The organism is Mycobacterium shinjukuense (genome assembly GCF_010730055.1).
Classification (GTDB): domain Bacteria; phylum Actinomycetota; class Actinomycetes; order Mycobacteriales; family Mycobacteriaceae; genus Mycobacterium; species Mycobacterium shinjukuense.
On the sequence record NZ_AP022575.1, the window covers coordinates 3309089 to 3320267 of the forward strand.

Below are 11179 nucleotides of genomic sequence, written 5' to 3' on the forward strand. Positions count from 1 at the left end.
TAACGTCGCGGTGTGCACGGTTCTGTTTCCCGGCTGGCAGCGGCCAGGCTGTATCTGTGCACCGACGCCCGCCGGGAACGCGGTGATCTGGCCGAGTTCGCCGACGCCGCCCTGGCCGGCGGGGTCGACATCATCCAACTGCGGGACAAGGGCTCGCCCGGTGAGCAGCGCTTCGGCCCGCTGGAGGCCCGCGACGAGCTGGCCGCCTGCGAGATCCTCGCCGACGCGACGCGCCGGCACGGCGCGCTGTTCGCGGTCAACGACCGCGCCGACATCGCCCGCGCGGCCGGCGCCGACGTGCTGCACCTGGGTCAGCGTGACCTGCCGTGGCGGGTGGCACGCGAGATCGTCGGGCCGGGCGTGCTGATCGGCCAGTCCACCCACGACCGCGCCCAGGTGGCGGCGGCCGTGACGGGTGACTGCGACTACTTCTGCGTCGGACCCTGTTGGCCCACCCCGACCAAGCCGGGCCGCCCGGCGCCGGGGCTGGACTTGGTCGCCACGGCCGCCGGCCTCGCCGGCGACAAACCGTGGTTTGCCATCGGCGGTATCGACGCGCAGCGGCTGCCGCAGGTGCTGCAGGCCGGCGCCCGCCGAATCGTGGTGGTGCGCGCGATCACGGCGGCCGGCGACCCGCGGGCGGCCGCCCAGCGGCTCAGGACGGCGCTTGCAGCAGCGTGCTGATCCGGTGGCTCAACCGCGACGGCCGCTGATCCGCGTCGCCCGGCATGCACCAGACGAACACTCCCGCCTCGATCTCCACGGTCCGCGGCAGGCCCCGACGCCGTTCGTCGGCGTGGCTCAGCGGCACCGTCGCCGGCGCCGTGCGCAGCCGTCGCCAGCTGGCGGCGAACCCCGGATGCAGCGGCAACTCGGCGACCTCGACCTCGGCGACCCAGCGCAGCTCGGTGCTTTCCCGGTTGGGCACGGTGTCCAGCAACTCACCGGCGTCGGCGACCACCGTGGTATAGGTCCACTGCCGACCGCCGCGCCCGGAAACCTCGGCGGTGACCACCGAGGCGCGCACCGTAAAACGCTCGGCGGCCAGACCGGCCTCCTCGCACGCTTCGCGCACCGCCGTCTGCTCTGGGGTCTCGTGGCTGTCGCGGGCGCCCCCGGGCAAACCCCAGGTGCCGCCCTGATGGCTCCAGGCCGCCCGGTGCTGCAGTAACACCGCGGGCGTGCCGTCCTGCCGCGGGGCCCGAAGCAGCAGTCCGGCGGCACCGTATTTGCCCCAATAGTGCACGCCGCCCTCGGAGACCACCCATCCGTCGCCGTCGCCCCGCACGAATTCAGGATATGCAGGCCCAGCCCAAGGTTATCTGCCAAGCCTCCCCCCATCGATCGGGACATGCTCTTAGAATTCGCTTATAGAGGTTGGCAAGTTGGCCGAAAGATGAGGACGGCGCAAACGTGACGGTTGAGCTGGCGCATCCGTCGACCGAGCCGCTGGGATCGGGTTTACCCGGCGAACCGGCCCATCCCCGCTGGTGGTTCATCTCGACGACGCCCGGCCGCATCCTGACCATCGGCATCGTGCTGGCCTCCCTGGGCGTTGCCAGCGCGTTCGCCACCTCGACCACCATCACCCACCGTCAACAGGTGTTGACCACCGTGCTCAGGGACACCGAGCCGCTGTCGTTCGCGGCCGGACAGCTCTACACCGCGCTGTCGGTGGCCGACGCCGCGGCGGCTACCGCATTCATCGCCCCGACCGAACCGAGCGCCGTGCGGCTGCGCTACGAGCAGGCCATCACCGCTGCCGCGGTGGCCGTCACCCGGGCGTCCAGCGGGCTGACCGACGAATCGTTGGTGCCGTTGCTGGGCCGGATCAACGCCGAATTGGCGGTCTACACCGGGTTGGTGGAGATCGCGCGGACCAACAACCGGGCGGGTAACCCGGTGGGGTCGTCATACCTGTCGGAGGCCTCCGGGCTGATGCAGTCGACGATCCTGCCCGACGCGCAGCGGCTCTACCAGGCCACCTCCGCCCGGGTGGACACCGAGACCACGGCCTCCACCCAGATCCCGGCTCCGGTGATCCTCGTCGTCGCCACCACCGTCGTCTTCGGCGCGTTCGCGCACCGCTGGCTCGCCCAACGGACCCGACGACGCATCAACCCCGGTCTGGTCGTGGGCGCGCTGGCCATCACCGTGATGGTGGTGTGGGTCGGGATCGCGTTGACCATTTCGACGACCGCAAGTCGCAGCGCCAAAGACACCGCGGCCGAGTCGCTCAAGACCATCACCAACCTGGCGATCACCGCTCAGCAGGCACGGGCCGACGAGACGCTGTCGCTGATCCGCCGCGGCGACGAGGAGGTCCGCAAGCAGTCCTTCCATCAACGCATCGCAACCATGCACCAACAACTCGACGCGTACATGTCCCGCCACGACGCCGTTGACAAACCCGACCTGCAGGGCGCCGGCCAGCTGCTGGTCCGCTGGCAGCACGCCAACGACCGGATCAACTCGTACATGTCGGTGGGCAACTATCGCGCCGCCACCCAGGTTGCGCTGGGTAAGGGCGCCGACGACGCCACCCCAGCGTTCGACCAGCTCGACGCGGCGCTGACCAAGGTGATGGAGCAGAGCCGTAACCGGCTGCGCAACGACATCCTCAACGCGCACCGCGGACTGGCCGGCGCCCAGGTGGGCGGCGTGGTGCTCAGCCTGGGTGCGGCCATCGCGGTCGCCCTCGGCCTGTGGCCGCGGCTGAAAGAGTATCGATGATGCGGCGCCGAGTGCGACGCTGGTCCGCCGTCCTGGTGACGGCGATCGCGCTCGCCGGGTGCGGGCACCCCGAGCCGCTGAAAACGGAAGTGACGCCGACGCTGCCGAGGCCCACCCCGGTCGGTATGGAGGAAATGCCGGTGCAGCCCCCGCTGCCGCCGGACCCGACCAGCCAGGACTGCAACCCGACGGCCAGCCTGCGCCCGTTCGCCGACAGGGCCGAAGCCGATGCCGCGGTGGCATACATCCGCGACCGCGGCCGGCTCATCGTCGGGCTCGACATCGGCAGCAACCTGTTCAGCTTCCGCGACCCGATCACTGGGGAGATCACCGGCTTCGACGTCGACATCGCCGGCGAGGTGGCGCGCGACATCTTCGGCGACCCGTCGCACGTCGAGTACCGGATCTTGTCGGCCGCCGAACGCATCACCGCGCTGCAGCTGTCACAGGTTGACATCGTGGTCAAGACCATGACCATCACCTGCGAGCGCCGCAAGCTGGTGAACTTCTCCACCGTGTATCTGGACGCCAACCAGCGCATCCTCGCTCCGCGTGACTCGGCGATCGCCAACGTGTCCGACCTGTCCGGCAAGCGAGTCTGCGTGGCGCGGGGCACCACGTCGCTGCGTCGGGTCCGCGAGATCGCGCCGCCGCCGATAGTCGTGTCGGTGGTGAACTGGGCCGACTGCCTGGTCGCGCTGCAGCAGCGTCAGATCGACGCCATCAGCACCGACGACTCCATCCTGGCCGGGCTGGTGGAGGAGGACCCCTACGTACACATCGTGGGGCCGAACATGGCCACCCAGCCGTACGGCATCGGGATCAACCTGGACAACACCGGGCTGGTGAGGTTCGTCAACGGCACACTGGAACGCATCCGCGGCGACGGCACCTGGAACGCGTTGTACCGCAAGTGGTTGACGGTTCTGGGCCCGGCGCCCCTCCCGCCCCAGCCGAGGTACGTGGACTGATGGGCAAGCCCACGCCGAAAGCGTCGCAGGCCGAATGCTCGGGCCCCGAGGACGGCCCCGGCACCCAGCCGGCGGAGGCGCAGACGACGACGGCGGCGACCAACCGGGCCGAGGCCACCCAGGCGGTCTTCCGCCCCGATTTCGAGGACGACGAGTTCCCGTTTGTCTCCATAGGCACCAAGGGTGGCGAGCCGCCAGAGGCGCTGACGACCGCTACCCGAGTGCTGCAGCCGGTCCGACGGCTGGCTGGCGGTTTGGTGGAGATCCCGCGGGTGCCGGACATCGATCCGCTGCAAGCCCTGATGACCGACCCGGTGGTTCCGGAGTCCAAGCGGTTCTGCTGGAACTGTGGACGACCGGTCGGCCGGTCCGGGTCGGAAGCGGCGGCGACCTCGGAGGGCTGGTGCCCCTACTGCGGCAGTCCCTACTCGTTCCTGCCGCAGCTGAGTCCCGGTGACGTCATCGCCGGCCAGTACGAGGTCAAGGGCTGCATCGCGCACGGCGGGCTGGGCTGGGTCTACCTCGCCCTGGACCACAACGTCAACGACCGCCCGGTGGTGCTCAAGGGCCTGGTGCACTCCGGTGACGCCGAGGCGCAGGCGATCGCGATGGCCGAACGGCAATTTCTGGCCGAGGTGGTGCACCCGGCGATCGTGCAGATCTTCAACTTTGTCGAGCACACCGACCGGCACGGGGATCCGGTCGGCTACATCGTGATGGAGTACGTCGGCGGGAAATCGCTCAAACGGGGCCGCAAAAACGGGAAAGCCGAAAAACTGCCGGTCGCGGAGGCGATCGCCTACCTGCTGGAAATCCTGCCCGCGCTGGGCTACCTGCACTCGATGGGCCTGGTCTACAACGACCTGAAGCCGGAGAACATCATGCTCACCGAGGAGCAGCTCAAGCTGATCGACCTGGGTGCGGTGTCGCGGATCAACTCGTTCGGCTACCTCTACGGCACCCCCGGCTTCCAGGCGCCGGAGATCGTGCGAACCGGCCCGACGGTGGCCACCGACATCTACACCGTGGGCCGCACGCTGGCGGCCCTCACCCTGAACCTGCCTACCCGCGACGGTCGCTACGTGGACGGGCTGCCCGACGACGACCCGGTGCTGACCACCTACGACTCCTACGGCCGGTTGCTACGCCGGGCGACCGACCCCGATCCCCGTCGACGGTTCACCAGCGCCGAAGAGATGTCCGGACAGCTGCTGGGGGTGTTGCGGGAAGTGGTCGCCCAGGATACCGGGGTGCCGCGGCCCGGGCTGTCCACGATTTTCAGCCCCAGCCGCTCGACGTTCGGGGTGGATCTGCTGGTGGCACACACCGACGTGTACTTGGACGGCAAGGTGCACTCGGAGAAGCTGACCGCCAAGGAGATCGTGACCGCGTTGTCGGTGCCGCTGGTCGATCCGACCGACGTGGCCGCCCCGGTGCTGCAGGCCACCGTGCTCTCGCAGCCGGTGCAGACGCTGGACTCGCTGCGCGCGGCCCGCCACGGCGCGCTCGACGCCGACGGTGTCGACCTGTCGGAGTCCATCGAGCTGCCGCTGATGGAGGTGCGCGCGCTGCTGGATCTGGGTGATGTCGCCAAGGCCACCCGCAAGCTCGACGATCTCGCCGAGCGGGTGGGATGGCGCTGGCGTTTGGTCTGGTACCGCGCCGTGGCCGAGCTGCTGACCGGTGACTTCGACTCGGCCACCAAGGATTTCACCGAGGTGTTGGACACCTTCCCCGGCGAGCTGGCGCCCAAGCTGGCGCTGGCCGCCACCGCCGAGCTGGCCGGCGCCACCGACGAGCACAAGTTCTACCAGACGGTGTGGCGCACCAACGATGGCGTGATCTCGGCGGCCTTCGGGCTGGCCAGAAGCCAGTCCGCCCAAGGCGATCGGGTCGGGGCGGTGCGGACGCTCGACGAAGTGCCGCCGACCTCCAGGCATTTCACCACCGCACGACTGACCAGTGCGGTGACCTTGCTGTCCGGCCGGTCGACCAGCGAAATCACCGAGGAGCAGATCCGTGACGCCGCCCGCCGAGTGGAGGCGCTGCCGCCCACCGAACCGCGTGTGCTACAGATCCGCGCGCTGGTGCTCGGCGGCGCGATGGACTGGCTGAAAGATAACAAGGCCAGCACCAACCACATCCTCGGTTTCCCGTTCACCGATCACGGGCTGCGGCTCGGTGTGGAGGCGTCGCTGCGTAGTTTGGCCCGGGTGGCGCCCACCCAGCGGCACCGCTACACGTTGGTGGACATGGCCAACAAGGTGCGGCCCACCAGCACGTTCTAGCTGGCGCCGGGTGTGAATCGCACGACGCGACACGCCGGCGGGCCGTCGTGTGGTTCACGCTCGACGATACCCACCCAGCACACTCACGCAGTCGCGGGCGATGACCAGTTCCTCGTTGGTCGGCACCACCAGCACGGTGATCGGTGAGTCGTCCGTGGAAATCCGGCGCACGCCGTCGGACTCGCCGTCGGACGCGGCGAGGTTCCGGTCCTCGTCGAACCGGATTCCCAGTTCGGCCATCCCGGTCAACGCGTCCCGGCGCACCGCCGGGTCGTGTTCGCCGATCCCCGCGGTGAAGCTCACCACGTCGGTGTGGCCCAACACGGCCAGGTAGCCGCCGAGGTACCTGCGCAACCGGTGAATGAACACGTCGTAGGCCAATTGCGCTGCTGGGTCGCCTGATTCGATCATCGCGCGAAGCCGCCGGAAGTCACGCTCGCCGGCCAGGCCCAACACCCCGGACCGTTGATTGAGCATCGCCTCGATATCGTCCACGCCCATCTTGGCGGTGCGCCACAGGTAGCCGATGACGCCCGGGTCCAGGTCGCCGCTGCGGGTCCCCATCACCAAACCCTCCAGCGGGGTCAGGCCCATCGACGTGTCGACCGGCCGGCCGGCGGCGATCGCCGACGCCGACGCGCCGTTACCCAGATGCAGCACAATCTGATTCAGGCCATCGCGCGGCCGGCCCAGGAACGCGGCGGCCCGCTCGCTGACGTAGCGGTGCGAGCAGCCGTGAAAGCCGTACCGGCGGATCCGCCAGGTCTGGGCCAGCTCCCGGTCGATGGCGTAGGTGGCCGCCGCCGGCGGCAGGTCGTGGAAGAAGGCGGTGTCGAACACCGCGATGTGCGCGACGTCGGGTAGCAGTCTGCGCGCCACCCTGATGCCCAGCACCGCGGGCGGATTGTGCAGCGGGGCCAGCGCGGACAGCCGCTCGAGCTTGCCGATCACCGTGTCGTCCAGCGGTGTCGGCTGATGAAATTCCATGCCGCCGTGGACCACCCGATGCCCGACCGCGACCAGCCCGCAGGCCTGCAGGTCGATCCCGTCGGTGGCCAGCATGTCGAAGGCGCGCCGCAGCGCCTGCTCGTGGTCGGCCACCGCCGACCACGGCTCCCCGATCCGCTCGACATTTCCGGCGGCCCGCGCGACGCCGGAGTCGGCGTCGACGAGCTGGAACTTCAGCGACGACGAGCCGGAGTTGATCACCAGCACGGCGTTATTCATGGCTGCCCTGCGCCTGAATGGCGGTGATGGCAACGGTGTTGACGATGTCTTCCACCAGCGCACCCCGGGACAGGTCATTCACCGGCTTGCGCAAGCCTTGTAACACCGGGCCGATCGCAATCGCCCCGGCGGAGCGTTGCACCGCCTTGTAGGTGTTGTTGCCGGTGTTGAGGTCGGGGAAGATCAGCACCGTGGCCCGGCCGGCTACCGGCGAATCACCCAGCTTGGCGACCGCCACCGAGGGCTCGACCGCGGCGTCGTATTGGATGGGGCCCTCCACCGGCAGCTGCGGATCCCGCGAACGCACCAATTCGGTTGCCGCCCTGACCTTGTCCACGTCGGCTCCGGTCCCGGAAACGCCGGTGGAGTAGGACAGCATGGCCACTCGGGGTTCGATGCCGAACTGTGCGGCGGTGCGCGCCGAACAGATGGCGATATCGGCGAGCTGTTCCGGTTTCGGGTTGGGGATGATCGCGCAGTCGCCGTATACCAGCACCCGATCCGGCAGGCACATCAGGAAAACGCTGGACACCGTGGAAACGCCCGCAACGGTCCTGATGATCTCCAGCGCCGGACGCACCGTGTGTGCCGTGCTGTGAGCAGCACCGGACACCATGCCGTCGACATGGGAATTGTAGACCAGCATGGTGCCGAAATACGTGGCGTCGTGCATGATTTCGCGGGCCTGTTCGACGGTGACGCCCCTTGCCTTGCGTAACTGGGCATACTGGTCCGCGAAGCGGTTCAGCAGTTCGCTGGTGCGTGGGTCGGTGACCGTGGCGCCGTCCAGGTCGACACCGAGTTCGGCCGCGCGCGAACGGACTTGGCCTTCGTCGCCCAGGATCGTCAGGTCCGCGATGCCGCGCTGCAGCAGGCGCCCGGCGGATGCCAGGATGCGGTCATCATCGCCTTCGGGTAAGACGATGTGTTGGCGATCCGAGCGCGCCCGCTGCTGCAGCCGATGGGTGAACATCTGCGGGGTGGTGACGGTGGGGATCGGGATCGCCAGCTGCGCCAACAGGTCGGCGATGTCGACGTGGCGCTCCATCAGGTCCAGCGCGGTGTCGATCTTGCGATGCGAGGCGGCCGTCACCCGGCCGCGGGCCGCGGCGGCCGCGCTGGCGGTGTCGAAGGTCCCCAACGCGGTGGTGATGATGGGCAGCCGCAACCGCAGACCCGACACCAGGGCGGCGATCGACGGATGCAGCTCGAACCCGCCATTGAGGACCAGGCATGACAGCGACGGAAACCCTTGCGCCGCATGGGCGCTGGTGACGGCGAGCACCACGTCGGAACGGTCGCCCGGGGCGATCACCGCCATGCCGTCGCGCAGCCGCTCCAGCACGTGGTCGGCGGTCATCCCGGCGACCAGCACGTCCATCACCTCGCGCCCCGCCAGCGCGACGTCCCCGCTGACCACGGTGCCGTGCACGGCCGCGGTGAGCTCGGCCACCGTCGGCGCGCACAGCAGCGGTTCCTCGGGCAGCACGTAGCCGCGAGGGGTGAATGTCCGCAGCGCCTCGGTCGTGGCGGCCATCTGCGCGGGCGCGCAGCGATTGGCTACTACTGCCGCGACGTGCGCCCGCTGGGCGGACAGCTCCGCCAAACAAATCGCAACGACGCTGGCGACCTGATCGGGGGTGCGGTCCTTGGCACGCACCGTCAGCAGCACCGGCGCGCCGAGGTTGACCGCGATCCGGGCGTTGACCGAAAGCTCCGCTGGGCTGGTTACGTCGGTGTAGTCGCTGCCGACGATCACCACGGCGTCACACCCCTGCGCCATCGCGTGATAGGCCTCGACGATGCTGGCGATCGCGGCGTCGCCGTCGTCGTGCAGCTGCTGATAGGTCACCCCAACGCAGCGCCGGTAGGGCAGCCCCGCGGTGGCGTGCTCCAGCAGCAGCTCCAGGATGTAGTCCCGGTCGTTGCCACCAGATGTCCGCGTGATCGGCCGGAACACACCGACTTTGGCCACCGTCGCGGTCAACCGGTGCAGGATCCCCAGCGCGATCGTCGACTTGCCGGTCTCCGCCTCCGGCGCGGTGATGTAGATGCTGGACGGGGGCACGTCAGCCCAGCCGCCGCAGCCGCGGCGCGAGATCCTTTTCGAAGAGCTCCAGGAAGCGGCGCTGGTCATGTCCGGGTGCGTGGAACACCAGGTGGTTGAGGCCCCACGTCACATACTGGCCCACCGCTTCCACGGCTTCGTCGGGGTCGCAGGCCACAATCCAGCGCTTGGCGATCTGCTCGATCGGCAGCGCGTCGGCGGCCCGCTCCATTTCGATCGGATCGTCGATACTGTGCTTCTGCTCAGCGGTCAGCGACAGCGGCGCCCAGAACCGGGTGTTGTTCAGGGCCAGCTCGGGGTCGGGGTCGTAGGAGATCTTGATCTCGATCATCTTGTCGATGTCGTTGACGGATCGGCCGGCGGCCGCGGCGCCGTCGCGGACCGCGGGCAGCAACTTCTCGGTGTACAGCTCCGCGCCCTTGCCGGACGTGCAGATGAAGCCGTCGCCGGCGCGTCCGGCGTATTTGGCCACCGCCGGCCCGCCCGCGGCGATGTAGACCGGCACGCCGCCCTCGGGCACGTCGTAGATCGAGGCACCCTTGAGCCGGTAGTACTCTCCGTCGAAGTCCACCCGATCGCCGCGCCACAGCTCCCGCATCAGCCGCACCGATTCGCGCAGCCGGGCGAACCGTTCCTTGAACTCCGGCCAGGCACCCTGGTAGCCGGTGGCGATCTCGTTGAGCGCCTCTCCGGTGCCCACTCCGAGGAAGACGCGGTTGGGATATAGGCAACCCATGGTGGCGAAGGCCTGGGCAATCACGGCAGGGTTGTACCGGAAAGTCGGGGTCAGCACCGAGGTGCCCAGCAGCAGCCGCTTGGTCCGTTCGCCGACGGCGGTCATCCAGGACAGCGAAAACGGGGCATGCCCGCCCCGGTGCCGCCACGGCTGGAAATGGTCACTGACGGTGGCGCTGTCCATGCCGTGGGCTTCGGCGGCGACGGCCAGTTCGACGAGCTCGCGCGGTGCGAATTGTTCTGCAGATGCCTTGTAACCCAGCTTCAGTTCAGCCACCCGTCTTTTCTACTCCTATCCGAGGGTCACGGACCCGCGCGCCCGGCTTCGCCGCGCTCGCGATCGCTCCGGCGCTCACGGTCGCGACCCGCCGCGCCCGGCTTCGCCGCGCTCGCGATCGCTCCTACACTCGCGGGCATGGCTGAGCTGGTTCGGGTCACCGACAGGGTGCATCTGGCCCGCGGGCACGCGGTCAACTGGGTGCTGGTCACCGACCACACCGGCGTCATGCTGATCGACGCCGGCTACCCCGGCGACCGCCAGGAGGTGCTGGCCTCGCTGCGCGCGCTGGGCCATGAACCCGGCGACGTGCGGGCCATCCTGCTGACCCACGCGCACATCGACCACCTGGGCTCGGCGATCTGGTTCGCCCGCGAGCACGGCACGCCGGTGTATTGCCATGCGGACGAGGTGGGCCACGCCAAACGCGAATACCTGGAGCAGGCGTCGATCCTCGATGTGGCGCTGCGCAGTTGGCGGCCCCGCACGGCGGCGTGGGGCATTCAGCTGCTTCGCCGCGGCGGCCTGACCCGCAGCGGCATCCCCACCGCCCAGCCGCTGACCACCGAGGTAGCCGCTGGGCTACCCGGTCGCCCGCTGGCCATTTTCACCCCGGGACACACTAGTGGGCATAGCTCGTATCTGGTCGATGGTGTGCTGGCCAGCGGCGACGCGCTGATCACCGGCCATCCGATGTTGCGGAACCGAGGGCCGCAACTGCTGCCGAGGGTGTTCAACCACCACCAACAACAGTGCATCCGCAGTCTTGGTGCGCTATCCCTGCTGGAAACCGAGGTCCTGGCCCCTGGCCACGGCGACCTGTGGTGTGGACCAATTCGCCAGGCCACCGAAGAAGCAATCGCACGAACCGAGCGCTGAA

The 11179-nt window shown here is 69.0% G+C and carries 9 protein-coding genes; 5 read left to right on the forward strand and 4 right to left on the reverse strand.

Translation table 11 applies throughout. The features are described 5' to 3' along the window. Window positions 1-12: 12 nt before the first annotated feature. Window positions 13-684 carry a thiamine phosphate synthase gene (thiE, locus tag G6N20_RS15040; protein WP_083051597.1) on the forward strand — a complete coding sequence of 224 codons (672 nt, stop codon included), beginning with the start codon at window positions 13-15 and terminating at the stop codon, window positions 682-684. Here thiE and G6N20_RS15045 read toward each other — a convergent pair. Continuing rightward, window positions 656-1288: an NUDIX hydrolase gene (locus G6N20_RS15045; RefSeq protein ID WP_083051595.1), complete on the reverse strand. Its 633-nt coding sequence runs from the start codon at window positions 1286-1288 to the stop codon at window positions 656-658. The genes thiE and G6N20_RS15045 overlap by 29 nt on opposite strands. 125 nt (window positions 1289-1413) lie before the next feature. Here G6N20_RS15045 and glnX point away from each other — a divergent pair, with 125 nt between their 5' ends. The 3 genes from glnX to G6N20_RS15060 are packed head-to-tail and all read left to right on the forward strand — an operon-like array spanning window position 1414 to window position 5992. Further along, entirely contained in the window at window positions 1414-2733 is a 1320-nt protein-coding gene (gene glnX / locus G6N20_RS15050) for a protein kinase G-activating protein GlnX (RefSeq protein ID WP_083051630.1), read from the forward strand. Continuing rightward, a complete protein-coding gene (locus tag G6N20_RS15055; protein WP_083051592.1) occupies window positions 2730-3704 on the forward strand; it encodes a glutamate ABC transporter substrate-binding protein in 975 nt (324 codons plus the stop codon). Before glnX ends, G6N20_RS15055 begins: the two co-directional genes overlap by 4 nt. Continuing rightward, on the forward strand, window positions 3704-5992 hold the full coding sequence (locus tag G6N20_RS15060; protein WP_083051589.1) for a serine/threonine-protein kinase PknG: 2289 nt from the start codon (window positions 3704-3706) through the stop codon (window positions 5990-5992). Before G6N20_RS15055 ends, G6N20_RS15060 begins: the two co-directional genes overlap by 1 nt. A gap of 54 nt (window positions 5993-6046) precedes the next feature. Here the strand turns inward: G6N20_RS15060 and G6N20_RS15065 are convergent, their stop codons facing one another. The 3 genes from G6N20_RS15065 to fgd are packed head-to-tail and all read right to left on the reverse strand — an operon-like array spanning window position 6047 to window position 10299. Next, window positions 6047-7219, reverse strand: a complete 1173-nt coding sequence (locus G6N20_RS15065; RefSeq protein WP_083051586.1) for an acetate kinase — start codon at window positions 7217-7219, stop codon at window positions 6047-6049. After that, window positions 7212-9287, reverse strand: coding sequence for a phosphate acetyltransferase (gene pta / locus G6N20_RS15070; RefSeq protein ID WP_232065354.1), 2076 nt, complete (start codon window positions 9285-9287; stop codon window positions 7212-7214). Before pta ends, G6N20_RS15065 begins: the two co-directional genes overlap by 8 nt. A 1-nt stretch (window position 9288) precedes the next feature. Next, window positions 9289-10299: a glucose-6-phosphate dehydrogenase (coenzyme-F420) gene (gene fgd, locus G6N20_RS15075; protein WP_083051581.1), complete on the reverse strand. Its 1011-nt coding sequence runs from the start codon at window positions 10297-10299 to the stop codon at window positions 9289-9291. Between the two features lie 138 nt (window positions 10300-10437). Here fgd and G6N20_RS15080 point away from each other — a divergent pair, with 138 nt between their 5' ends. Further along, entirely contained in the window at window positions 10438-11178 is a 741-nt protein-coding gene (locus tag G6N20_RS15080) for an MBL fold metallo-hydrolase (protein WP_083051578.1), read from the forward strand. Window position 11179: the final 1 nt, after the last annotated feature.

Coding starts and splice junctions, on each gene's coding strand:
- G6N20_RS15080 (WP_083051578.1), top strand. CDS start 10,438: ATGGCTGAGCTGGTTCGGGTCACCGACAGGGTGCATCTGGCCCGCGGG.
- G6N20_RS15055 (WP_083051592.1), top strand. CDS start 2,730: ATGATGCGGCGCCGAGTGCGACGCTGGTCCGCCGTCCTGGTGACGGCG.
- G6N20_RS15060 (WP_083051589.1), top strand. CDS start 3,704: ATGGGCAAGCCCACGCCGAAAGCGTCGCAGGCCGAATGCTCGGGCCCC.
- G6N20_RS15065 (WP_083051586.1), bottom strand. CDS start 7,219: ATGAATAACGCCGTGCTGGTGATCAACTCCGGCTCGTCGTCGCTGAAG.